General features: G+C 58.5%; 26 protein-coding genes and 1 tRNA gene. 13 read left to right on the top strand and 14 right to left on the bottom strand.

Features of this window, described 5'->3' with window-relative positions; all coding sequences use genetic code 11:
- Positions 1–333: 333 nt before the first annotated feature.
- From ACTJLA_RS09655 to ACTJLA_RS09640, 4 genes are all read right to left on the bottom strand, one after another.
- The gene (locus ACTJLA_RS09655) at positions 334–738 is read right to left on the bottom strand and encodes an META domain-containing protein (RefSeq protein ID WP_054898286.1); all 405 of its coding nucleotides are present in this window, start codon (positions 736–738) and stop codon (positions 334–336) included.
- Positions 735–1,175 (bottom strand): hypothetical protein, encoded by a 441-nt coding sequence (locus ACTJLA_RS09650; protein WP_003192054.1) that lies wholly within the window; start codon positions 1,173–1,175, stop codon positions 735–737. Before ACTJLA_RS09650 ends, ACTJLA_RS09655 begins: the two co-directional genes overlap by 4 nt.
- A gap of 71 nt (positions 1,176–1,246) precedes the next feature.
- Positions 1,247–2,236: a 2-hydroxyacid dehydrogenase gene (locus ACTJLA_RS09645; protein ID WP_236279462.1), complete on the bottom strand. Its 990-nt coding sequence runs from the start codon at positions 2,234–2,236 to the stop codon at positions 1,247–1,249.
- Between the two features lie 118 nt (positions 2,237–2,354).
- Positions 2,355–5,108 carry a response regulator gene (locus ACTJLA_RS09640; RefSeq protein WP_054898283.1) on the bottom strand — a complete coding sequence of 918 codons (2,754 nt, stop codon included), beginning with the start codon at positions 5,106–5,108 and terminating at the stop codon, positions 2,355–2,357.
- Between the two features lie 205 nt (positions 5,109–5,313).
- Between ACTJLA_RS09640 and ACTJLA_RS09635 the strand changes: the two genes are divergently transcribed.
- Positions 5,314–6,042 (top strand): response regulator transcription factor, encoded by a 729-nt coding sequence (locus ACTJLA_RS09635; RefSeq protein WP_034127860.1) that lies wholly within the window; start codon positions 5,314–5,316, stop codon positions 6,040–6,042.
- A complete protein-coding gene (locus ACTJLA_RS09630; RefSeq protein ID WP_314546309.1) occupies positions 6,029–7,387 on the top strand; it encodes a sensor histidine kinase in 1,359 nt (452 codons plus the stop codon). Before ACTJLA_RS09635 ends, ACTJLA_RS09630 begins: the two co-directional genes overlap by 14 nt.
- Positions 7,388–7,390: 3 nt before the next feature.
- Here ACTJLA_RS09630 and ACTJLA_RS09625 read toward each other — a convergent pair whose 3' ends face one another.
- Positions 7,391–7,906, bottom strand: a complete 516-nt coding sequence (locus ACTJLA_RS09625) for a DUF2062 domain-containing protein (protein WP_003192045.1) — start codon at positions 7,904–7,906, stop codon at positions 7,391–7,393.
- A 135-nt stretch (positions 7,907–8,041) separates the two neighbouring features.
- Between ACTJLA_RS09625 and ACTJLA_RS09620 the strand changes: the two genes are divergently transcribed.
- The 8 genes from ACTJLA_RS09620 (at position 8,042) to murB (ending at position 14,897) form a co-directional block, all read left to right on the top strand.
- The gene (locus tag ACTJLA_RS09620; protein WP_253249886.1) at positions 8,042–10,267 is read left to right on the top strand and encodes a DNA internalization-related competence protein ComEC/Rec2; all 2,226 of its coding nucleotides are present in this window, start codon (positions 8,042–8,044) and stop codon (positions 10,265–10,267) included.
- Positions 10,268–10,375: 108 nt separating this feature from the next.
- Positions 10,376–11,011 carry a MotA/TolQ/ExbB proton channel family protein gene (locus ACTJLA_RS09615; protein WP_034128146.1) on the top strand — a complete coding sequence of 212 codons (636 nt, stop codon included), beginning with the start codon at positions 10,376–10,378 and terminating at the stop codon, positions 11,009–11,011.
- The gene (locus tag ACTJLA_RS09610; RefSeq protein WP_014718877.1) at positions 11,008–11,436 is read left to right on the top strand and encodes an ExbD/TolR family protein; all 429 of its coding nucleotides are present in this window, start codon (positions 11,008–11,010) and stop codon (positions 11,434–11,436) included. The genes ACTJLA_RS09615 and ACTJLA_RS09610 overlap by 4 nt, the downstream gene beginning before the upstream one ends.
- Complete coding sequence (gene lpxK, locus ACTJLA_RS09605) at positions 11,436–12,446, top strand: tetraacyldisaccharide 4'-kinase (RefSeq protein ID WP_072446017.1); 1,011 nt, start codon at positions 11,436–11,438, stop codon at positions 12,444–12,446. The genes ACTJLA_RS09610 and lpxK overlap by 1 nt, the downstream gene beginning before the upstream one ends.
- A gap of 24 nt (positions 12,447–12,470) precedes the next feature.
- Positions 12,471–12,656, top strand: a complete 186-nt coding sequence (locus ACTJLA_RS09600; RefSeq protein WP_003174668.1) for a Trm112 family protein — start codon at positions 12,471–12,473, stop codon at positions 12,654–12,656.
- On the top strand, positions 12,653–13,417 hold the full coding sequence (gene kdsB / locus ACTJLA_RS09595; protein ID WP_054898278.1) for a 3-deoxy-manno-octulosonate cytidylyltransferase: 765 nt from the start codon (positions 12,653–12,655) through the stop codon (positions 13,415–13,417). The genes ACTJLA_RS09600 and kdsB overlap by 4 nt, the downstream gene beginning before the upstream one ends.
- Positions 13,417–13,881, top strand: coding sequence for a low molecular weight protein-tyrosine-phosphatase (locus tag ACTJLA_RS09590; protein ID WP_054917236.1), 465 nt, complete (start codon positions 13,417–13,419; stop codon positions 13,879–13,881). Before kdsB ends, ACTJLA_RS09590 begins: the two co-directional genes overlap by 1 nt.
- Positions 13,878–14,897, top strand: coding sequence for a UDP-N-acetylmuramate dehydrogenase (murB, locus tag ACTJLA_RS09585; RefSeq protein WP_314546322.1), 1,020 nt, complete (start codon positions 13,878–13,880; stop codon positions 14,895–14,897). The genes ACTJLA_RS09590 and murB overlap by 4 nt, the downstream gene beginning before the upstream one ends.
- A 70-nt stretch (positions 14,898–14,967) precedes the next feature.
- On the opposite strand, the gene ACTJLA_RS09580 is transcribed toward murB, so the two are convergent.
- The gene (locus ACTJLA_RS09580) at positions 14,968–15,639 is read right to left on the bottom strand and encodes a Bax inhibitor-1/YccA family protein (RefSeq protein ID WP_003192030.1); all 672 of its coding nucleotides are present in this window, start codon (positions 15,637–15,639) and stop codon (positions 14,968–14,970) included.
- A gap of 152 nt (positions 15,640–15,791) precedes the next feature.
- Between ACTJLA_RS09580 and ACTJLA_RS09575 the strand changes: the two genes are divergently transcribed.
- Positions 15,792–15,882 (top strand) — tRNA-Ser (locus ACTJLA_RS09575).
- Positions 15,883–15,997: 115 nt separating this feature from the next.
- Here the strand turns inward: ACTJLA_RS09575 and ACTJLA_RS09570 are convergent.
- From ACTJLA_RS09570 to ACTJLA_RS09540, 7 genes are all read right to left on the bottom strand, one after another.
- Positions 15,998–17,047, bottom strand: coding sequence for a tyrosine-type recombinase/integrase (locus tag ACTJLA_RS09570; RefSeq protein WP_440841137.1), 1,050 nt, complete (start codon positions 17,045–17,047; stop codon positions 15,998–16,000).
- A 1-nt stretch (position 17,048) separates the two neighbouring features.
- On the bottom strand, positions 17,049–17,324 hold the full coding sequence (locus ACTJLA_RS09565) for a DUF4224 domain-containing protein (RefSeq protein WP_440841188.1): 276 nt from the start codon (positions 17,322–17,324) through the stop codon (positions 17,049–17,051).
- Between the two features lie 218 nt (positions 17,325–17,542).
- Entirely contained in the window at positions 17,543–18,085 is a 543-nt protein-coding gene (locus ACTJLA_RS09560) for a phosphohydrolase (protein WP_440841135.1), read from the bottom strand.
- Positions 18,082–18,483, bottom strand: coding sequence for a hypothetical protein (locus ACTJLA_RS09555; protein WP_440841134.1), 402 nt, complete (start codon positions 18,481–18,483; stop codon positions 18,082–18,084). The genes ACTJLA_RS09560 and ACTJLA_RS09555 overlap by 4 nt, the downstream gene beginning before the upstream one ends.
- A 48-nt stretch (positions 18,484–18,531) precedes the next feature.
- Positions 18,532–18,858: a pyocin activator PrtN family protein gene (locus ACTJLA_RS09550; RefSeq protein ID WP_440841132.1), complete on the bottom strand. Its 327-nt coding sequence runs from the start codon at positions 18,856–18,858 to the stop codon at positions 18,532–18,534.
- Positions 18,859–19,013: 155 nt separating this feature from the next.
- A complete protein-coding gene (locus ACTJLA_RS09545) occupies positions 19,014–19,298 on the bottom strand; it encodes a phage antirepressor KilAC domain-containing protein (RefSeq protein WP_440841131.1) in 285 nt (94 codons plus the stop codon).
- Positions 19,299–19,307: 9 nt separating this feature from the next.
- A complete protein-coding gene (locus ACTJLA_RS09540) occupies positions 19,308–19,889 on the bottom strand; it encodes a hypothetical protein (protein WP_440841129.1) in 582 nt (193 codons plus the stop codon).
- 333 nt (positions 19,890–20,222) lie between these two features.
- On the opposite strand from ACTJLA_RS09540, the gene ACTJLA_RS09535 reads away from it, so the two are divergent.
- Both ACTJLA_RS09535 and ACTJLA_RS09530 read left to right on the top strand, forming a co-directional pair.
- Entirely contained in the window at positions 20,223–21,596 is a 1,374-nt protein-coding gene (locus tag ACTJLA_RS09535) for an AAA family ATPase (protein WP_141605742.1), read from the top strand.
- Positions 21,597–22,535 carry a hypothetical protein gene (locus ACTJLA_RS09530; RefSeq protein ID WP_440841127.1) on the top strand — a complete coding sequence of 313 codons (939 nt, stop codon included), beginning with the start codon at positions 21,597–21,599 and terminating at the stop codon, positions 22,533–22,535. It abuts the gene before it with no gap.
- Between the two features lie 26 nt (positions 22,536–22,561).
- On the opposite strand, the gene ACTJLA_RS09525 is transcribed toward ACTJLA_RS09530, so the two are convergent.
- A complete protein-coding gene (locus ACTJLA_RS09525) occupies positions 22,562–23,209 on the bottom strand; it encodes a LexA family protein (RefSeq protein ID WP_440841126.1) in 648 nt (215 codons plus the stop codon).
- Positions 23,210–23,437 lie beyond the last annotated feature (228 nt).

The raw sequence follows: 23,437 nt of genomic DNA, 5'->3' as shown, positions 1-23,437 counted from the left end.
AGTGATTTGGGGGGCCGCCGCCACGCGCCATCCATGGCGCGGGGCGGCTAAACCGGCATCCCTGCCGGTTTACCCCCCAAGTCCCTGTCGAATTCCGGCCAGCGTGGTTTGACGGGGCGCCTGAGATCAAGATCAAAAGCAGATCAAGATCAAGAGCGACTCGCTTCGCATCGTGGTTACCGTCTGCTGTTACAACCCACAAAGTTGTGTAGATACCTATGCTGCGATGGCATCGCTGCGGTGTACCTGGTACGCCGCGTCGTCCGCATCGCAGGCAAGCCAGCTCCCACAGAGCCCGAGGACAACGCGTTAATACAGGAGAGTGCGCCTAGGTCAGCCTTCTTCGAGCCACAAACGGATCGGCTTGCCTTCGGCCGGCCAGAACCGCGTCTGCTCGAGCGGCGAGATGTCCCAGCGCTGCACGCCTTGCAGGGCCTGGAAGAAGCGATGCTCTTGCTCCATCAGGGCCTCGGCGCACATTTTTCGAGTGCTGCCGACCGGGCCGAAGCTGAGCTTGTCGCCTTCGACCGTGTACGGCGCAAACCAGTGGTTACAGCCGCCATTGCCATAGGCGCGGCCATCGGCGCCCAGGGTGACGGTAAGGTGCGCGTAGTCCATCAACGGCCGCTCACCGATCCATTCCACGACGTAGCTGTGGTCGCGCTCCAGCTTGGCGCCATCGGCGGCGCAGCCTGCCAGGCCCAGGCCGATTGCGGCGAGCAGCAGCCGGCCTTTCATTGCGCGGCCTGCTGGCATTTCGGGCAACGGTGCTTATCGCCTTCGCTGGCCCAGCCCAGTTCTTTGATACGCGCGTTGGCGGCCGGTTGCAGCGGTGCCTTGGTCAGCTTGGTTTCTACCGCGAATTCAAACTCCAGCACGGCGTCGCAGCTGTCGCAATTGACCTTCCAGGTGTGGATCTCGAGTTCGCCGAACTTCGGCCCTTGGGCCATGGCGACCCACTGGCCCGCCGGGCGGATGGAGTAGCGTGCGTCACCTTCGACGGTGAGTCGCATCGACAGGGTTTTACTGCCGCGCAGGCTGACGATCAGGACGTCGCCATGTTTGATCGAACCACCGTTGCCGGTGACCTGGTAACGGCCCGGCACCAGGGCACGGCATTCGATCAGGGTGTGTTGCGGGCTCAGCAAGCTGAAGCGGAAATCGTGTTCGGCCATGGATCCTCCAAATAGGCGCGGCATCCTATCACGGGTGCCGGCCTATCATGAGCCTGGTATGTGACCGCTGATCATCCCTCGACCAGGTTCTGGGCGCGGCCATCGGCCCACGCGGCAATGTTGGCCAATGTGGTGCCGGCAATCGCCGCCAGGGCTTCACGGGTGAGGAAGGCCTGGTGCGCGGTGATGATCACGTTGGGGAAGGTCAGCAGGCGGGCAAGCACGTCATCCTGCAGGGGCAGGTCCGAGCGGTCCTCGAAAAACAATTGGGCTTCTTCTTCGTAGACGTCCAACCCCAGATAGCCCAACTGGCCCAGCTTGAGCGCTTCGATCAGTGCCGGCGTATCGACCAGGCCACCACGCCCGGTGTTGATCAGCATCGCACCGGTTTGCATCTGCGCGAGCGAGCGGGCATTGATCAGGTGTTTGCTGTCGGCGGTCAGCGGGCAGTGCAGGCTGATGATTTGTGCCTCGGCCAACAGTTCAGGCAGGCTCACGTAGCGGGCCCCGAGGTCCTGCACCTGTGGGTTGGGGAAGGGATCGTAGGCCAGCAACTGGCAGCCGAAGCCGGCCATGATCTTGGCGAAGGTCGCGCCGATCTGACCGGTTCCGACCACGCCGACCGTTTTGCCGACCAGATCAAAGCCGGTCAGCCCGTGCAGGCTGAAATCACCGTCGCGGGTACGGTTGTAGGCACGGTGCAGGCGACGGTTGAGGGCCAGGATCAGGGCGACGGCGTGCTCGGCCACCGCGTGGGGCGAATAGGCGGGCACGCGCACGATAGTCAGGCCCAGGCGCTGGGCGGCGGGTAAGTCGACATGGTTGTAGCCCGCCGAGCGCAGGGCAATCAGGCGTGTGCCGCCCTTGGCCAGTTGCTCCAGCACCGGGGCGCTGAGGTCGTCGTTGATAAAGGCGCAGACCACCTCGTGGTGTTCGGCCAGGGCCACGGTCTCGAGGTTGAGGCGGGCGGGTTGGAATTGCAGTTCCAGGCCAGCCGGCAGCGGTTCGCCGAGGAAACTCTCGCGGTCGTAGGTTTGGCTGCTGAAGAGAATGACGCGCATTAAGAAGGCTCCCTGCAATTTACACATTGGAATGCTGACTGAATGTGGGAGGGGGCTTGCCCCNTATCGGGGGCAAGCCCCCTCCCACATTGTTGATTCGTTGCCCATGAAAACAGGGTCAGGCACTCACTCTGGCTTCACTGGCCAGCCGTGCAATCGCCATGTCCAGTTCGTCCAGCGCGGCCGTGGCCTTGGCGTCATCCTGCTTCAGGAGGGTTTCGGCGCGTTGGCAGGCTGCTCGTAATTGCGGAACACCACAGTAGCGGGTGGCGCCGTGCAAACGGTGCACGCGCTCGATCAAGGCGTGGTTGTCATTGGCTTCGCGGGCGTGGGTAATTGCCAGGCGATCAGCCTCCAGGGAGGCCAGTAGCATGGCGAGCATATCAGCGGCCAGGTCGGCCTTGTTGGCGGCCAGGCGCAGGCCTTCTTCGTGATCGAGTACCAAGAGTTGCACGCCCTGGGCCGCGCCTTCGTGGGTACGCTCCGGGCCTTGGTTACGCAGCGCCAGGCCGGTCCATTTCAATACCACCTGGGCCAACTGCCGTTCGCTGATGGGTTTGGTCAAGTAGTCGTCCATGCCGCTTTGCAGCAGAGCGCGTTTTTCGTTGGCCATGGCGTGGGCCGTGAGGGCCACCACCGGCAGCGGCGTGCCGTGGCGCTCGCTTTCCCACTGGCGGATCGCCTCGGTGCTCTGGCGGCCATCCATGCCGGGCATTTGCACGTCCATCAACACCAAATCGAAAGTTTCCTGCTTCACGGCGTCGACGGCCGCGTAACCGCTCTCCACCGCCTGCACCTTGGCGCCCATGTCTTCCAACAGGGTTTGCACCAGCAACAGGTTGGCCGGGTTGTCGTCCACGCACAGTACTCGAGGCGCACGGCTGGACAACGGCTCACCGGGTTCGCTGCGTGAAGGGCGCGGGCTGATCAGGTCGGCCAGGGAGCGGCGCAGCTTGCGGGTACAGGCAGGCTTGGCCTGCAATTGGCTGTTGGGGTTGGGCACCGATTGGTTGAACAGCATCTGTTCGGTGGTCGGGCACAGCACCAGCACCTTGCAGCCCAGGTGTTCCAGGTCCCACAGGTGTTGATTGAGGCGTTCGGGCGGAATGTCGTTGGCGGTGACGCCGAGCACCGCCAGGCTGATGGCCTGTTCGGTCTGGTGGGCACTGGTGATGCCGTTGGTCAGGCTTTCCAGGGTATTGAACGGCGTGACTTCCAGGCCGCAGTCTTCCAATTGATGTTGCAGGGCCTGGCGCGCCAGTTCGTGGTTTTCCAGCACGGCCACACGACGCCCCAATAGCGGCGCGGCGGGCAGGTCTTCGACGTCGTCACGGGTTTTGGGCAGGTTCAGGCTGATCCAGAATTCCGAACCTTCACCCGGCGTGCTGTCGACGCCGATTTCGCCGCCCATCTGCTCGATCAACCGCTTGGAAATCACCAGGCCCAAACCGGTACCGCCGGGCTGGCGCGACAGCGAATTGTCGGCCTGGCTGAATGCCTGGAACAGGGCGCGCACATCCTGGTTCGACAGGCCAATGCCGGTGTCTTGCACGCTGATGCGCAATTGCACGCTGTCTTCCTGCTCGTCCTCGATCATTGCCCGGGCCACAATGGTGCCTTCGCGGGTGAACTTGATCGCATTGCTGATCAGGTTGGTCAGGATCTGCTTGAGCCGCAGCGGGTCGCCCACCAACGCCAGGGGCGTGTCGCGGTACACCAGGCTTACCAGTTCGAGCTGCTTGGCATGCGCGGCGGGGGCGAGGATGGTCAAGGTGTCTTGCAGCAAGTCGCGCAGGTTGAAAGGCACGCTGTCGAGCACCAGTTTTCCGGCTTCAATCTTCGAGAAATCGAGGATTTCGTTGATGATGCCCAGCAGGTTATCCGCAGATTTTTCGATAGTGCCCAGGTAATCCAGCTGGCGCGGTGATAATTCGCTTTTTTGCAGCAAGTGAGTAAAACCGAGGATGCCGTTGAGCGGTGTGCGGATCTCATGGCTCATGTTGGCCAGGAACTCCGACTTGATACGGCTGGCTTCCAGGGCTTCCTTGCGTGCCAGGTCCAGCTCGATGTTCTGGATCTCGATGGTTTCCAGGTTCTGGCGCACGTCTTCGGTGGCCTGGTCGATGCTGTGTTGCAGCTCTTCCTGGGCATTTTGCAGGGTTTCGGCCATGCGGTTGATGCCAGACGCGAGTTGGTCCAATTCCTGGCTGCCCAAGGGTGGCAAGCGTGTTTCCAGGTTGCCGTCCTTGAGCTGCGCCACCGCTTGCTTGATCTGGCCAATCGGCGAATTGATGGTACGGCTGATACGCAGGGCGAGGGCGGCGGTGCACATCAGGCCGATGGCGATCAGCAGAAGGCTGGCGAACAGGCTGCGATAGCCGCGCAACAGCATGCCATTGTGGGACAGCTCGACTTCCACCCAACCCAGCAGGCGGTCGGCCTCATCGGGAATCAATTCGCCCGCCAGGTTGCGATGGCGGCCAAACACCGGCAGTAGATAGCGGGTGGCGTCGTTGCCGGAACGCTGTAACAGTTGCGAGCTGTTGCCGGTGGGTGGCTGGTTGAGCATGGTCGGGCCGGCGTGGGCCAGGGACGCGCGGTCTGGCGCCAGGAACGACACGGCGCGCACATCCGGCTGTTCCAGGGACTGGGTGGCGATACGCTCCAGCAGGTCGGTGTCCTTGTGGCCCATGGCTGGGGCCACCAGCGGTGCCAATTGCTCGGCGATCATTTCGCCGCGTTGCAGTAGCTGGGTCTGCAACTCCGACAGCTGCATCCAGGTGAAATAGCCGCCCAACAACAGCGCCATCAGGCTGGTCGGTAATAAGGTCAGCAACAGTACGCGGCCTTTTATCCCCATTCTTCTAAGCACGCCACTCTCCTGCTACCACGTTGTTATCAATCATCCACGCCGGCATCCGGCCAGCGCCACCTGCGCAGTGTAGCCATTTGCGCGGCCTGGAATCTTGCAAATTAATGACATGCGGCAATCTTCGGGCCATTCGGCGCCGGGTGGCGATTGCCTGTGAACGTTTAATCTTGAATAATCAGTGATTGAGAATGACTTGCAGACGCTAATGACTCCCGCAGCAGTTGGCCTACCCAGTATCCTGACCATCGAAGATGACCCTGTGTTGGGTGCCTACGTGCACGAGCAACTCGGCCGCAGTGGTTTCCAGGTGACCTGGTGCCAGAACGGCCAGCAGGGCCTGCAACTGGCCCGCGCCCAGGCCTTCGACCTGGTGCTGATGGATATTCTGCTGCCGGGGCTGGACGGTTTGTCGATCCTCACTCATTTGCGCCAGAGCCACGCCATGCCCGTGATCCTGATGTCAGCCCTGGGCGCTGAAGCCGACCGTATCAGCGGTTTTCGCCTGGGCGCGGACGACTATTTGCCCAAGCCGTTCAGCATGGTTGAACTGTGCGTGCGTATTGAAGCGATCCTGCGCCGCGTTGCCCTGGATCGCCGGCCCGAGCCGACGCGCGCCCCGGCACTTGAAGATGCCCGGGTGCTGCACTTTGATGATGAACGCTGCGATGTGTCCTGCCAGGACCAGTGGGCCGCGCTCACGCGCAGCGAATACCGCCTGCTGGAAACCCTGCACCGCAATGCCGAAGAAGTCCTCAGCAAAGCCTTCCTGTATCAGCAGGTGTTGCAGCGCGGTTATGCGCCCCATGACCGCAGTCTCGACATGCATGTCAGCCAGATCCGCCGCAAGCTCAAGGCCATCGGTTACATCGAGCGTGAAGTACGTACCGTATGGGGCAAGGGCTACGTGCTGAGCGGTCACGATGAAGGGCTTTGAGCGACTGCCCGGCAGGCACTCGTTGTTCTGGAAGCTGGCCTGCCTGTTGATCGCCTTCTGTTTGCTGATGATTTGGCTCAGTTGGTCGTGGGGCCGCTATATGGAACAGCAGAGCGCGTATCTGTCCGACAAGTCGCGGGAGATTCTCAATGGCTATGCCGCGGGTGCCGAACTGGCGTGGAGCACGCAAGGCAGCGCGGGCGTAGATGCCTGGCTGCAGCGGATGGCCGAGCGCGAAAGCACTTGGGTAGGGGTGATCGGTAACGACCTGCAGTCCCTGGGCAGCACGCCCTTGAGTGACAAGGAAAGCCAGCGCCTGACGTTTTTGCGTGGATTGGACTGGCCGGTCAGCCGGCATGTCATTGGTTTGCCCTGGATGAAAGTACCGTTTCCGGTCGACCCTGGCGCGGGGTCGCTGGTGATCGAGCTGCCACAGCGCTTTATGCCTGGGCGCTATCAACTGTTCTGGCGGGTGGTCACCAATGGTGTGATCCCAGGTCTGTTTACCCTCTTGCTATGCATCGGCCTTTACCGGCTGTTGATCATGCCCCTCAATCAATTGCGCGAGCAGGCCAATGCCTGGCGTGCGGACCAACTCAATACGCGGATGTCCCTGGATGCCACCAGCCGCCAGGACGAACTGGGCGAGCTGGGCCGCGCCTTTGACCATATGTCCGAACGCTTGCAGGGCACGGTGCGTTTGCAGCAGCAGTTGCTGCGCGATATGTCCCATGAACTGCGCACACCCTTGAGCCGCCTGCGGGTAGCCTGCGACAGCGAGCAAGACCTGGCCAAGCTGCGCGAGCGCCTGGGTCGGGAAATCGACGCCATGCAGCGCCTGGTGGAAGACAGCCTGCAACTGGCCTGGCTCGACAGCGAAACTACACCGTTGCCCCAGGAAGATATTCAGCTCCAGGCCTTGTGGGACATATTGCGCGAGAATGCTTGTTTTGAAAGCGGTTGGTCCGCATCGCGCTTGCCGTGCCTGTTACCCGCGGACAGTTGGGTGCGTGGCAACCTCAATGCACTGGCCCAGGCCTTGGAAAATATCCTGCGCAACGCCATACGCCACTCGCCCCACGACGGCTGCGTGCAACTCGACGGATGTCGGGAGGGGGACTATTGGCATATCTGGCTGCAGGATCAGGGGGCCGGGATTGCTGAGGATGATCTGGAGCGCATCTTCGCGCCCTTTACCCGCCTGGACGGCTCGCGGCCCGGCGATGGCGGTTTCGGCCTGGGCCTGAGCATTGCCCGCAACGCCGTGCAGCGCCAGGGCGGTCGCTTATGGGCGGAAAATACCGGGCAGGGTCTGCGGGTGCATTTGCGTTTGCTGGCCCGTTAGCGCTCAGCGCCGGCGCAGTTTGCGTTTTTTCCACTGGTGCGCCACCCACCAGCGCCAGTACGCCATGGTCAGGCAATAAGCCAAGGCGCCCAATACCACCCCCAATACCACCGAACCCAGCAGGAATGGCTGCCAAAGAGTGCTCAACTGGCCGCTGATCCATTCCCACGTAAGGTTATCGGGCAAGCTGCGTGGCGGCACATTCATCAGCCAGGCGCCGGTCATATAAGTACAGATGAACACCACCGGCATGGTGATGGGGTTGGTCAACCACACCAGGCTGATGGCGATAGGCATATTGCCGCGCACCGAAATCGCCAGGACCGCGGCAAGCAACATCTGCAATGGAATCGGGATAAACGCCGCAAATAAACCCACCGCCATGGCGCGAGCCACTGAGTGCCGGTTCAGGTGCCAGAGGTTGGGGTCATGCAGCAGCGTGCCAAGAAACTGTAATGACTTGTGTTCCCTGATACTGCTGGGATCGGGCATGTACCGTTTGAATAAGCGCCGGGGCATAAGGGGTCCAGGTCAATTCGAGGGGCAAGTATGCCCGGATTCTATAAACAGAAAATTCAGACTTTGTGACAAAACATCATAGGCGCTGTCGTTCAGCCGGCTAAGACTGAGTGGATCACTGGAAAAGGATGATCCATGAAGACAGGGATGTTGGCGTTGGCGCTGGGGTTGCTGGCGTTGCGGTGGTTACCGGTGTTGCCGCCTGGCGCCGGGTTGTCGGCAATGCTCGTGCTGGCCTTGATGCTGTTGCCTTTTCGGTCCTATCCCGTGGCGTTCTTTCTGGTGGGCTTGAGTTGGGCCTGTCTCAGCGCGCAGCGGGCGCTGGATGATCGGCTGCAGCCGGCCCTGGACGGGCAGACTCGCTGGGTGGAGGGGCGTGTGGTGGGCTTGCCTCAGCAGACGGGTACGGGCGTGCGCTTTGAACTGGCCGACGGCCGGTCGCGCAAGATTCGGCTGCCCAAACGTATCCGCGTGTCCTGGCACGGCGGGCCAGTGGTGAACAGCGGTGAACGCTGGCGTCTGGCGTTGACACTCAAGCGGCCTGCGGGCCTGCTCAATTTCCATGGGGTCGACCATGAAGCCTGGCTGCTGGCCCAGCGTATCGGTGCTACTGCAACGGTAAAAGACGGTGAGCGTCTCGCACCGGCCCGCAATGCCTGGCGCGATGCTGTGCGCCAGCGCCTGATGGCGGTGGATGCCCAAGGCCGCGAGGCGGGCTTGGCGGCGCTGGTATTGGGCGACGGTTCCGGCCTGGCGCCTGAGGATTGGCAGGTGTTGCAGGACACGGGCACGGTGCATCTGCTGGTGATTTCCGGGCAGCACATCGGCTTGCTGGCGGGGTTGATCTACGGCTTGGTCGCGATGCTGGCGCGTTATGGTTGCTGGCCCCGAACCTGGCCGTGGCTGCCGTGGGCGTGCGGTCTGGCATTTGGCGCGGCGTTGGGTTATGGGCTGCTGGCCGGGTTCGGCGTGCCGGTGCAACGGGCCTGCATGATGGTTGGCCTGGTGCTGCTGTGGCGTCTGCGTTTCCGCCATTTGGGCGTGTGGTGGCCGTTGCTGCTGGCACTGAACGGCGTGCTGGTACTGGAGCCCTTGGCCAGCCTGCAGGTAGGGTTCTGGTTGTCGTTTGCGGCGGTCGCGGTGTTGCTGTTGGCGTTCGGCGGGCGCCTGGGGCCTTGGAGCGCCTGGCAGGTGTGGACCCGACCCCAGTGGCTGATTGCCATTGGTTTGTTTCCAGTGTTGTTGGTGCTGGGTTTGCCCATCAGCCTCAGCGCACCTGTGGCCAATCTCCTTGCCGTGCCTTGGATCAGCCTGGTAGTGCTGCCTTTGGCGCTGCTGGGCACGGCGTTGCTGTGGGTGCCGCTGGCTGGGGAGGGGTTGCTGTGGCTGGCCGGCGGTGCGCTGGACGGATTGTTTAAAGGCCTGGGGTTGCTGGCCGCGCAATTGCCGGCCTGGGTACCCGCCGAGGTACCTTTGGGGTATTGGTTGGTTAGCCTGGCTGGCGCGGTGATTTTGTTGCTGCCCAAGGGGTTGCCGTTCCGGGTGCTGGGCTGGCCCATGCTGTTGATGGCTGTATTTGCGCCCAGGGAGTGGGTGCCCCACGGGCAGGTAGATGTAGTGCAACTGGACGTCGGCCAGGGGCAGGCACTGATCCTGCGCACCCGTCATCATACGTTGCTCTACGATGCCGGGCCGCGCTCGGGGCCTGTCGACCTGGGCGCGCGCGTCGTGTTGCCGTCGTTGAAAAAGCTCGGGGTAGCCCAGTTGGACATGATGCTGCTCAGCCATGCCGATGCCGATCACGCGGGGGGGGCGGCGGCGGTGGCTCGGGGGGTGCCCGTCAAGCGTGTAGTGGGCGGTGAAACCGAAGGTTTGCCAGACTTTCTTGCCACCCAACCCTGTACCAGCGGCGAACGATGGGAATGGGAGGGTGTGTCATTTCAATTGTGGCAGTGGGCTGATGGGCTTGATGGCAATCCGAGGTCTTGTGTGTTGCAGGTTGAGGCCAATGGAGAACGCCTGCTGCTCACCGGTGACATTGATCGCGCCGCCGAACAGGCTTTTCTGGCCTCTTCGCTGGCGGTCCAGACCGACTGGCTGCAAGCCCCGCACCATGGCAGCCGCAGTTCGTCATCCTGGCCGTTCCTGCAGCGGTTGGCGCCCACATCGGTGTTGATTTCCCGCGGGCGCAGCAATACGTTCGGTCATCCCCATCCGCAGGTCCTGGAGCGCTACCACGTGCTGGGCAGCCGGGTTTACGACAGCGCCGAGCAGGGTGCCGTACGCCTGCGCCTGGGGGCGTTTCTGCCACCGATGGTTGCGCGCAGTCAACGCCGTTTCTGGCGCGAACCGTTACCGTAATCGCGTGTTACCAAAGACCCGAGCCGCAACAGGCGGGTGTGTAGCCGACGAACCCCGCTGTCGAACCTATATGTTAAAGTGGCGCACTTTTTCGAGGGGGCATTCACTGTGTGGGAATTGGTCAAATCCGGCGGCTGGATGATGTTGCCGATCATTCTGAGTTCCATCGCTGCACTCGGCATCGTTGCCGAACGCCTGTGGACCCTGCGCGCCAGTCGCGTCACCCCTGAGCATCTGCTGGGGCAGGTCTGGGGCTGGATCAAGAACAAGCAGCTCGACAAGCAGAAACTCAAGGAGCTGCGCGCCAATTCGCCGCTGGGTGAAATCCTCGCCGCCGGTCTGGCCAATTCCAAGCATGGTCGCGAGATCATGAAGGAGTGCATCGAAGAGGCGGCCGCCCGGGTCATCCATGAACTGGAACGCTACATCAACGCCCTTGGCACCATCGCCGCCATGGCACCGCTGCTTGGTTTGCTCGGCACAGTACTCGGCATGATCGATATCTTCAGCTCGTTCACAGGCTCGGGCATGACCACCAACGCAGCGGTCCTGGCCGGGGGGATCTCCAAGGCGTTGATCACCACCGCAGCCGGCCTGATGGTGGGTATCCCTTCGGTGTTCTTCCACCGTTTCCTGCTGCGTCGCATTGATGAGCTGGTGGTCGGTATGGAACAGGAAGCCATCAAGCTGGTGGAGGTGGTGCAGGGCGATCGTGATGTAGACCTGGTCGAGGGTAAAGCGTGAAATTTCGCCGCAAGCAACGGGAAAATGTTGATATCAACCTCGCGTCGTTGATCGATGTGGTGTTCATCCTGCTGCTGTTTTTTGTCGTGACCACCACCTTCACCCGCGAAACCCAGTTGCGTGTCGACCTGCCTGAAGCGGTGAGTGGCTCGCCTGCCGAAGACCAGCAAGTCAAGCAACTGGACATCGCTATCAGCGCCGAAGGGGTGTTTTCGGTGAATAACCAGTTGCTGGAGAAAAATGACCTTGCCAGCCTGATGGAGGCGTTGCAGAAGGAGTCTGGTGGCGACACCCAGTTGCCGCTGTCCATCAGCGCTGATGGCAAAACCCCGCACCAGGCCGTGATCACCGCCATGGACGCTGCCGGCAAGCTCGGTTTCAGCCATTTGCGCATGACCACCGTCGAGGCGGCGAGCCCGCCCTGATGGCCATCTCCGACCGTTTACTCAAGGCATGGTACGAAGGTCATCCAGCACTAATGTTGCTGCGACCGCTGGAATCGCTGTATCGCTGCGTGGTTCAACGTAAGCGTGCGCGCTTCGTGGCGGGCGAGGGCGAGATTTATCAGTCGTCTGTGCCAGTGATCGTGGTGGGCAATATTACAGTGGGAGGCACCGGCAAGACGCCTTTGATCCTGTGGTTGATCGAGCACTGCCGACGCAGCGGCTTGCGCGTAGGAGTGGTCAGTCGAGGCTACGGTGCCAAGCCGCCGCAGTTGCCGTGGCGGGTCGAGGCCGCCCACAGTGCCGAGGTGGCCGGTGATGAACCCTTGCTGATCGTGCAGCGCAGCGGTGTACCGCTGATGATCGATCCTGATCGCAGTCGTGCGGTAAAGGCCCTGCTGGCCTGCGAGCCCCTGGACCTGATCCTCTCCGATGACGGCCTGCAGCACTACCGCCTGGCCCGCGATCTTGAACTGGTGCTGATCGATGCCGCCCGTGGCCTCGGTAACCGCCGGTGCCTGCCTGCCGGGCCGTTGCGCGAACCGGTGGAGCGCCTGCAGAGTGTGGACGGGGTGCTTTATAACGGTGCCGTTACAGACCGTGAAAATGGCTTTGCCTTCCGCCTGCAGCCCACAGCGCTGGTCAACCTGCACAGCGGCGAACGCCAGCCGGTCACCTATTTTCCGCAGGGCCAGCAGGTGCATGCGGTGGCCGGAATAGGCAATCCGCAACGTTTCTTCAATACCCTTGAAACGCTACACTGGCAGGCGATACCCCATGCTTTTGCCGATCACGCGCCCTACAGCGCCGAGGTCTTGAATTTTACCCCGTCATTGCCGCTGGTCATGACCGAAAAGGACGCGGTGAAGTGCCGCGCCTTTGCCCAGCCCGACTGGTGGTACCTTGCGGTGGATGCGGTACCGTCGCCGGCGTTCGTCGCCTGGTTCGACACGCAGCTGATGCGTCTGTTGCCCAACCGTCTTTTGCCTTAAAACGCTTTTTTCCAGGAAACATTCATGGACACCAAACTGCTCGATATCCTCGCTTGCCCGATCTGCAAAGGCCCGCTCAAGCTCAGCGCCGACAAAACCGAGCTGATCAGCAAAGGTGCCGGCCTGGCTTACCCTATCCGTGACGGCATCCCGGTCATGCTCGAAAGCGAAGCCCGCACCCTGACCACCGATGAGCGCCTGGATAAATGACCACCGCCTTTACCGTTGTCATTCCCTCGCGCTATGCCTCGACCCGCCTGCCGGGCAAGCCGCTGCAAATGATCGGCACCAAGCCGATGATCCAGCTGGTGTGGGAGCAAGCGTGCAAGAGCAGCGCCGAGCGCGTGGTGGTGGCCACCGATGACCCGCGTATCATCGAGGCGTGCAAAGGTTTTGGAGCCGAAGCGGTCCTGACCCGCGAAGACCATAACTCCGGCACTGATCGCCTGGCCGAAGTCGCCACTCAGTTGGGTCTGGCACCCGACGCGATCGTAGTGAACGTGCAGGGTGACGAGCCATTGATACCGCCGGGTGTCATCGATCAGGTCGCTGCCAACCTCGCGGCCCATGGCGAGGCGCGTATGGCGACCCTGGCCGAACCGATCGAAGACATCGAGACGCTGTTCAACCCGAACGTGGTGAAAGTGGTCAGCGACATCAACGGCCTGGCACTGACGTTCAGTCGCTCCACCTTGCCGTGGGCGCGGGATGCCTTTGCCAAGAATCGCGACGTGTTGCCGGAGGGCGTGCCATATCGCCGCCATATCGGCATCTATGCCTACCGCGCCGGTTTCCTGCACGACTTCGTCAGTTGGGGCCCGTGCTGGCTCGAGAATACCGAGTCCCTGGAACAACTGCGCGCCCTCTGGCACGGCGTGCGTATCCACGTGGGCGATGCGTTGGAAGCACCGCCAGCCGGTGTCGACACCCAGGAAGACCTCGAACGCGTCCGTCGCCTGCTGGGCGCCTGATGGAAGTTCTGTTTGTATGTCTGGGCAATATCTGCCGCTCGCCAACCGCTGAAGGCATCTTGCGCCATAAGTTGCGTGAAGCAGGCTTGGCTGGCCAGGTTGAGGTGGCGTCTGCTGGCACCGGAGAATGGCATATCGGCAACCCGCCGGACCAGCGCAGCCAGCGTGCGGCGCTGGCGCGCGGCTATGACTTGTCGGGCCAGCGTGCCCAGCAGGTTTCCCGTGCTGATTTTGCCCGCTATGACCTGATCCTGGCCATGGACAACAGTAACCTGCGCAACCTCAAAGCCATGCAGCCAGGGCAGGGCAAGGCGGAGCTGGATTTGTTCCTGCGTCGCTTTGATGGCGAAGTGGACGAGGTGCCAGACCCTTACTATGAAGGTGAGCAAGGTTTCGAACGGGTCCTTGACCTGATCGAACGCGCCTGTGACTTATTGGTGATCGAATTGAAGGGGCGGTTATGACCTTGCAAGTGCGTGCGCAGGTATCGCTCAAGCCATTCAACAGCTTTGCCATTGATGTGAGCGCGCAATTATTTGCCGAGGCCCACAGTGATGCTGACGTGCGCGAGGCCATCGGCTATGCCGCCGCACACGCGGTGCCGTTGCTGGTAATCGGTGGCGGCAGCAATTTGCTGTTGACCCACGATGTTCCGGCGTTGGTGTTGCGTATGGCGACCCGAGGCATTCGTGTGCTGAGCGACGATGGCACGCACGTGGTGGTCGAAGCCGAAGCGGGCGAAGCCTGGCATCCGTTCGTCTTGTGGACGCTTGAGCACGGCTTTTACGGCCTGGAAAACCTCAGCCTGATCCCCGGCACTGTCGGCGCCGCGCCGATGCAGAACATCGGCGCCTATGGTGTAGAGATCAAGGATGTCTTCGCCGGCCTCACCGCCCTGGATCGCCAGACGGGCGAACTGCGGGACTTCAGCCTCGACGAATGCAGCTTTGCTTACCGTGACAGCCTGTTCAAGCACGAAGTCGGGCGTTGGCTGATCCTGCGGGTACGCTTTTCCCTCAGCCGTGCCACTCACCTGAAACTCGACTACGGCCCGGTGCAACAGCGTCTGGTCGCGCAGGGCATCACCCACGCCACGCCAAGCGATGTGAGCCGCGCGATCTGCAGCATTCGCCGCGAGAAACTGCCAGACCCGGCAGAGCTGGGCAATGCGGGCAGCTTCTTCAAGAACCCACTGGTGTCCCAGGCCCTGGCGATTGAACTGCAAAGCCAGTATCCGGACCTGGTGGCCTACCCTCAGGCAGACGGCCAAATGAAACTCGCCGCCGGCTGGCTGATCGACAAGGCCGGTTGGAAGGGGTTCCGGGAGGGCGATGCGGGCGTGCACAAGATGCAAGCGCTGGTACTGGTCAACTACGGCACCGCCACCGGGCAAGAGATTGCCCAACTTGCGCTACGCATCCAGCAAGATATCTTCAAGCGCTTCAAGGTCGAGCTGGAAATGGAACCCAATCAGTACTGAGCTTTATCTGCTCTGAAAATGAAAATGCCCCGTATCTCGCGATACGGGGCATTTTTATTGCTGCGATTGATCAGTCATCGCGGCTCATGATGCCGAAGATCTGCAACAGGCTGATGAACAGGTTGTAGATCGACACATACAGGCTGATGGTCGCCATGATGTAGTTACGCTCACCGCCGTGGATGATGGCGCTGGTCTGGAACAGGATGCACACCGAGGAAAACAGCACAAAACCCGCGCTGATCGCCAGTTGCAGGCCGCTGATCTGGAAGAACATGCTGGCCACCACCGCCGCCAGCAACACGAAGAAGCCCGCGGTGATGAAGCCACCCAGGAAGCTCATGTCCTTACGGCTGATCAGCACGTAGGCCGACAGACCACCAAACACCAGGGCCGTCATGGCAAACGCCGAACTGACCACTTCCGCACCGCCGGCCATGCCCAGGTAACGGTTGAGGATCGGGCCGAGGATAAAGCCCATGAAACCGGTCAAGGCAAACGCCGACACCAGGCCCCAGGCCGAGTCACGCAGCTTGTTGGTCAGGAAGAACAGGCCATAGAAGCCGATCAACACGACAAAGATATTCGGGTAGCCGACGCGCATCTGCTGGGCCACGTAAGCCATCACGCCGCTGAATGCGAGGGTAAGGGCGAGCAAGCCGTAGGTGTTGCGCAACACGCGGCTGACTTCAAGCTGCTCAGCCTGCGCGTTGCCATTCACTGCGTAATTCTGTTCGCGCATGGCGACACTCCTTCAGTTTTGAAACGTTCAGTCGCAAAGATCATAACAGACGCCCTGTAACAAGCGATGCAGAGAGTTTGACAGTGTGTTTCATTCGGGTATTATGGCGCCCGCTGACACGGGATGGGCTACTATAATCCTGTGATGCACAAGGGAAATTGGCAGAGTGGTTGAATGCACCGGTCTTGAAAACCGGCGAACGTTAATAGCGTTCCCAGGGTTCGAATCCCTGGTTTCCCGCCAAGATTCAAACAAAAGCCCCACAATGCGGGGCTTTTGTGTTTCTGGGGTTTGGGTGCCACACGACGGTTTTTGAGAGGCGTTCCGAAACTTTCGGGTAGGCGTTCCGAAACTTTGCCTATTTTGATGGTTTAGCAGTGGCGCCAATCCTCCTGTAAACCCGCTTCGTAATCTCCTGCTTACTGTGTCCTAGTAGCAGGCTTGCGTCGCCAATATCGATGATTTCCGATGCTGCTTTCGGTCGGATGTCGCGAAACTGAAAACCGCCAATCTTCGCGGCCAGGAGCGGATCGCCCTCTTCGATTGCTTTGGCACATGCCTTCTCCCGCGCCTTGTCCCAGCGCAAGCGCAGCATTCCCTTCGTCATCCGCTTTCCGTGCCTGTTTATCAGCAAGTACTTCGAGAGGTGACCGGCATTCCTCTCCGTAATTTCCCGAATCAACCTACCCAAGCTGTTTTCTCCCTCCTCTGTGCACATCAGGATCCTTAGCTTCAGCCCTGTCTTGCCTTGCGTGACCAAGAAGTAATCGCCCTCAACGTCGTCCCTGCGCATGACGATCACGTCTGCTGGCCGCTGGCCTGTCAGGTAGCCCAAGTCCATGGCTTCTTTTAGTTCAGGCTCAGCCATCCCGTAGACCGCGTCCCAAACCGCGGCATTCGCGTAGTAGTCGCGCGGCGTTTCCTTGTTCTTACGGATGCCCTGGCACGGGTTCTCCCGCTCGGTCAGACCCCATTCCCGCGCCATGTTGAAAACGTGGGAGAGTAGGGCGATCTCCCGATTGGCCCGTACCTTGGCGGTACGGGCGTCGCGGTATCCAGCGATGCTGGCTGGTGTGATTGAGTCGATGGGCGCTCCATCGAACATGGGCCGCAATTGTTTGAGTTCGGCCAGATTGTCCTTTTGGGTGCGCTCGCTTTTTTTCGGAATGACGTCGCGGACGTATCGATCAAAGATCCCCTTCATCATCGTCAGATCGGCTGGCTTTTCTTTGGACTCAAGCTCTGCCCACTTCAATCGGGCTTTGCTCAAGTCTCCCCCAAGCGGGATCTCCTTTCCCGTTGAGTCTCTGTAGTAATAACCCACCCACACTTTACCGTTCTTGCGAGGGCGTTTTCTCCGCACCATTCCCGGCGGTAAGTCCCTGTTTTCAGTGTTTCGAGGTCGCATCTCAGTTCACCCTGGAGAAGTCAGGTGTCCAAGCTGGTCTCGCCGGCGGTTTGCTCTGTTCTTCGAACGTTGGACTGGTCATGCCAAGCTTCATACGAGCGTACATGCGCCCGACCAATGGCCGGCCACCACGGCTCTCAACGAAAACCCAATTGCGGTCGTTGAGCCATCTCCGTTGATGGGCACGCTGCTTATATCCAGTCAGGTCGGCCAGTTCTTCGTCCGAGAATATTTCAGTTTCTAAAGTTCTGGTGAATGAATGGTGCGTATACCCCAAGGCAGGCTGCGCGATCGGGCGTTCCTGAGCGTTTAGCGTTGCATCAGCGAGCGCTGCCCCGCGCAGCTTTTCGTGGGGTACAAGTGCCTCGGCAGTGGCGCTGGTAGGAGCAGTAATGCCTGCTGCTGCGCAGCAGAGACTGTTTGTTTCTAGCGTGGCGCCACCATTGGCTGTGCGGAGCAAAGCGGGCAGGGCGTTGGTGTTTTCCTGGTGGTTCTTCATGCCGCTTTCCTCCGGTGGTCGATAGCGAGTCGGTCCATCAGGCGCTGGTGATAGGTGAGTCGAGCTTCTGCTGCAGGCCATGGGCGGATGGTTTCGGCCATGGGTTCGATGCCGACCAAGCAATCCCAGATAGCCGGATCGGTTGGCATGAGGTCGCGGCGCTCTGTCGCCAGTGCAATCAGGTCGGCCTTGTAGATGCAGGCGGGGAGTTCTGGAGCGATGTCGAACCGCTCGCAAATGCGCCACCAGATGCAGTCCTCGAAGTGCTGGTAAGCGCTAATCCACTGCTTGAGTGGCCGAGTCATGTCGCCCACGTAAGCCTCGGCAGCATCGTGGAGCAAGGCCGCGAGCTTGTACTCTTCCGGCACCAGCTCGGCGACGATGCAGCTGTGTTGGGCCACGCTGTAGAACTCGCGGGTGTGGCCGTTGAAGCGGCACAGGTGGGACAGCGAGTGCGAGATGTCCCGTGGGTCTATCATGTCGGTGTCGGGCTCGAACAGGTCGAAGCGCTTGCCGGTGGAGGTGAGGATCCAGTTCATGCGACTTCCCCCCTCAGTTCGAAACGATCCATCAGCGCAGCCATGTTCAGTGCTTTGTCACGTAGGGCAAGTGCCTGAGTTGCTTGGCTTTCGGATCTAACGGCGCGGAAAGTGTCTGCGGCGAGCTTCAGCTTTTCGGCAATGGCGAGAAGGGTGTAACGGTCTTGCGGTTCCCGGCTCAATAGGAGTTCGGTTCGCAAGCATTGATCTGACATTTCTTTGATAGAGGCTGCGTAGGCGGCTGAAGCTTCGTCCCGGCCCAAGACGTAGCCGTTGGAATGACCTTCGTCGTAGCCATCATTTTTGCCGTCAGTGAGGCCGCCTCGATATCCGACCCAGTAGAGGATTCCGGCGGCGATTACGATGCTGATCAGTGCGCAAATTTGAATTGCAGTCATGTGGTGTGCTCCTGGTAATTTCGTGGCTAGTGGTGGCAGCCGTCTGGGTTACTGATCTTGCTCGGTTGAATCGTTTTGTGGTCGCGGCATGTCTTCGTCCGCTCGGTAAGCTCGGATGTCGATCAGTGCTGCGACGTGTTTGATGTGGGCATACCGAATCGCCTTGACGCTGTGGTCCAGGGTGGTCACTGGCAGCTGAATACGCCCGTTGGCGATCGCCTCGGTGAAGGTCTTTTCGTTGAGGTTCTTGAAGTAGTGCACGCGCAGCTTTTCCAGGGGGATAAGCACGTCGCCGAAAAGTTGGTGCAGCATCTCAACAGTGGCGCTATCCGGTGCAGGTTGCAGTCGTAGCGGTGTCTGGCTGGTGTTGCTCATGGGCTGCGGCCTCTTTGCGTTTGAGTCGTGAAGGGTGGTTCCAGGCATTCAGGCAATGGCGTTTGGTCAGCTCCCGCAGATGCTCCGGCACTTCGAGGAGCGCAGCGTTGCGCTCCTCGCGTGTGCCCATGGCGACGATCTGGCGGGCGTACTCCCTAGGCCACGTCACGGTTGTCTACTGGGATGGCTGGCAGCTCGAGCCCCAGTTGGTCGGCGAGCCAGCGGATGCCGGCTTGTCGGACCTTGGTCGACTGGCTGTACTGCATGCCGGCGGTCTTGTGATACCAGTTGCCGTCTTTGACGCGCAGGTACTCGCGATCCCGCACTGGGAAGGCCGGCAGGTTGCGGTCGTTGAGCAGGCCCTTTTGACGCATGAGCAGGATCAGCTTGGGGCGGGTGAGGCCTAAGTACTTGGCGGCTTTTTCGAGGCTACGTTCCATCGCGACCTCTTAAGCGGCATGCGCGGCGGGAGTCGCCACGGCAGCCAGGTGGGTGATGGATTCGGCGACCATGGAATAGATCTCCACGTCGCTGCCGTACACCGTGAAGCATTTGGAGCGCGGCTTTCTGACGCCGATGCTCATGATGGTAGTGATGCCGGCGCGGGATTTGTTGCGATGGATCGCCAGATTGATTGGTTGCTCAAAACCCATGTCGAGACTGAGCGCGCCGCCGGTGCGTACCAGATCGAACACCTGTTGCCTGTGTTCGGTTTCAAACACGCCGTAACGGCGATCAGCGTGCGGCGTGGCAGGTGCTTCGGCAGGGTTGGCAGGCCCGTTGACGATCTCTTCAATGAAGTCCGCAAGCTTGAGGTGCATCTTCTTGCTGTTGGTCAGGGTCAGCGTGTGGCGTTCGCTGCCCAGCTCAACGGTGAAGTGTGTGTCGGCAATGCGGCGTTCGACTTTCAGGCGAAAGGACAGTGCCTGGCGCTGTGTCTCGGTGCGCAGGAGGTGGTTGAAAGTTTCGGTCAGGCTGACCTGAGCCTTGAGCAGGGCCAGGGTGCGGTTGTCGAGTTTGTACTTGTTCATGCGGCTTGCCCTCCGCCGTTCGGATCGAACGGAGCAGGCGCGGAGGGCTGTTTCAGTTTTGGTTTGGACGCGATAAAGGCGCAGCCGCAATCTTGTGCCAGGCGGCGGATTTCGAAGATGCGGAGGGGGTTAGCAGCGGCCGGGTGGACGTGCAGGGTTGCTGTGGTGTGCATGATATTGCCTCGCTCTGTGGTGAAAGAGTGAGATAAAAATAACCTAAAAGGTTAATGTGTCAACAAAAAAACAACCTAAATGGTTGTTTTCGTCTGGAATAGACTTTGTGGTGGCATATTGGTAGCTTTGTCGAAGCCCTTACACCTCAGTGAGAAGACCATGGATCCGGTGTGCATTAAAAATGTCGTACTCGAAGGCATTCATCAGCGTTATAACCTTGATATAGATTTTCACGAGACTTTGAATGTTTTGCACGGCCAAAACGGCACTGGAAAATCTACCTTAATTCATATTCTTGCTAATATCGCGAATAATGATTTCTTAAGGTTTATATATTTAGATTTTTCTTTAATAAGAGTTACATACTCTGATGGTAATTTCGTTGAAATTACTCAGGTAAACGAGGAGGGGGCTCGGTACACCGTAAAGTCTAAGAGTTCGTTAGAGCTGGAGTTTACCAAGGTCGAGGCTTTGGAGACTTTGAATGGCTTAGATGATGAGCGGTTTAGACGTGATTTTTTGACTGATCTAATGGTTCGCCAGAAGCAGTTTATTGAAGTCAACGAGTTGCCTAAAATAAAATCTTCTTATTTTCCGGCATTTCGCACAATGCTTGAAGCTTGGTCCTCTCAAGAAGAGGATGCTCGGCGGGTATATGGTCGTAATGGGCCAAGTGTTTCCAAGGTCACTTCTTTTGCGCGAAATCTCTTTGGGCGTTTTCTACCCTCGATCAACTATCCCTCTCCTTTAGACATTGAATACAATCTGAGGGAGGAAATTCGGGACGCGCAGTTAAAAATCGGTCGATATGAAAGCTCTATTTTTTCTCAGTCATTTGTTCGAGTGTTTTCAGCTATCTTGAGTGGTGCGGAGGGAGATGCTGGGGTTGCAGAAAAGCTGTTGGAGGAGATTTCTGAACTTACTAATGCAAGCGCTATTAGCGTAATGAACGATTTTCAGGGCCCTTCTTATGCTTATGCTGAACTGCAACGCTTAATTGGTAGCAGCCGCGAGTCACAGAAGCTTGCTAGTTCAGCCGCTGGAGCGCTCACTGTTTACCGCGATGCATTATTGGAGCGGCAGCAGTTCCAAGCTGAAATCTTTGCGAAAATTAATAAATACTTTGATGCCGTTAACGCCTTTCTTGATCAAAAGGAGCTCAGGTATGAACCTGACTCGCACAGACGCATTCCAAAAGTTGGATTAAAATTTCCTGATGGCACTTGGAGTAGTGTCAAGGTGATGTCGTCAGGTGAAAGGCAACTACTTACCATGTTATATGCAGTTACTAAGATGAGTTCTGATTCTCTGGTTTTGATTGATGAGCCAGAGTTATCTCTACATATCGATTGGCAGGAAGAACTTCTTAGTAAAATGATGGGCCAGCTTGGTGCTCGCCAGATTATTGTATGTACCCATTCCCCCTCAATTGCTGCTGACTATGACCAATTTATGATTGAGGTGGAACCGATTTATACGGAGCGGCACGGTCCTCGTGCTAATGCAGTAGACGACGACGAGGAGCTAATCTGAATGGAGCTAAAATATAATATTCCAAAGTATGTTGCAATGACTCGTATGAGCGGAAAGGTTCGGGTTTTAGTTGAGGGGAAAGACGATAGAGGGCACGTATTGAATTTGTTACAGCAGGTTTACCCAAAAGTTAAATTGAGGGTTGACTCTGCTGTTGAGATAAATGGCGATTGTAATTTAACAAAAATGAATAATCGTGCAAAGATTGAGAAAATCCACGGCCAATGTAAGCAGGGCAGCTTTCATCGTAAGTTGTTTTTCCTATGTGATCGTGAGTTCAGAAACTTCGATGTGGGCGTCATTGTAGTGGATACTCACGGCGAGCATGAATCTGATGGTAATTTATCTTGGACGCTCGGGCACTCTATAGAAAACTACTTTCTCAGTCCGATAATGCTTGGCGAAGGGTTTCGATATCTTTCGACTTCAGGTTTTAAGTCTCAAGCAGTAACATTGTTTTGTAGTGTGTTTGCAGACGCTATTAGGAAAATTGCCGCTTTGACACTGGCGGCGAAAGAATTGGGTTGCGCTAATTATCCTGCTAGCCAGATCGCATGGCCAGCTATCGATTTGAATGAAGGATGCGTAACTTTCGATAGGGGAGAAGGACTGAATGCTTTTCAACTTCGATTTTGGGCGGTGTTCGACAAATATATCGGCGTTGTTGACAAGTCTGAGGAAGTTGTTTGCTCCAGGCTTTGTCGGGGGCATACAGCGGTTCTTGTTCTTCAGCGAATATTTTCAGCTTGCTTGTATCATGTTTCTCGTTCTACTGATGAGGAGGTTGCAAGATATGATGCAAACCTATTCAATAATGTCGGTGAGGTTAATATATCCTCGGCATTGTCAGAGGCATGGATCAGGCAGGTAACTGCTGGAGTTGGAGGTGCTCTATATCCTGTTCCCCTTGTGCAATCAATATGTGCTGTCTCCGCATAAGCTGTATGTATGAGGTTGTCGCTGGTTTATAAATCGGATATTTTCCAGCGGGCTCTTCCGCAGATGCTCCATTCTTCTGTCATTCGTATGATCCGTTCAGGCCAGTCGGGGTTTAAAGCAAAAAGGTAAAGCTCATTACCTTCTTGCTTTAGCTGTTTGAGCGTTGCTGCCTGATCTCGTGTACGTTTGGCTGCTACGAAATGTCCTGGAAGCGCCTCTAGGGAAGGGTCAATAACCACCTTGTCGCCTTCGACGAATCTAGGCTCCATGCTCATTCCCTCGACTCGTAGTATGAAAGCCCTGGGGCCGACTGGCCCCGGAGCATCGATCCACTCCTCCGCATCTCTAGGGTCGAAAGCCTCCTGTAGCTCGCACCAAGCGCCTGCCACTATTGATCCAATCACTGGCAGTTTCCTGCCTGTGTGGCTTAACACGGTCGCGTTGCTTAACTCCCCGAGTCCATACGGCATATCTAGGTAGCCATTGTGGAGGCCTAGTGCGCTCTCAATTTCACGAGCTATTTGATCCCCGATCCCTTTCGTAGGATTTTTTCCTCCGAAAGCACTCACTTGCGCAGGTGCTTTGCCTAAGCGGTCGGCAATGTCAGTGAGCCGAAGCTTTTTCTCAACGAGAAGCCTTCGGAAATTTTGTAGACGCGTGTCTGAGATTTTCATTAGCCAATTCTGTCTCGATTAACCTTATGGGTGAATGTCCTAAAAGGTGTTGAAAAAAATAACCTTATAGGTTAATTTCTTGGCATGGAGGAATTTTTATGAATCTACGTGACTACATTGAACAGCTCGACGCCAAGTCTCTTGACTGTTACGCCCAGCGGTGCCAAATCGCTGTCAGCTATCTGCGGCTTCACGTCAAATATCCTAGCAAGGACCCAAGCGTCTCTC

Origin of the sequence: Pseudomonas sp. 22072 (assembly GCF_052046095.1) — a bacterium.
Taxonomy (GTDB): Bacteria; Pseudomonadota; Gammaproteobacteria; order Pseudomonadales; family Pseudomonadaceae; genus Aquipseudomonas; species Aquipseudomonas paracarnis.
This window is presented reverse-complemented; position numbering and strand designations above follow the sequence as displayed.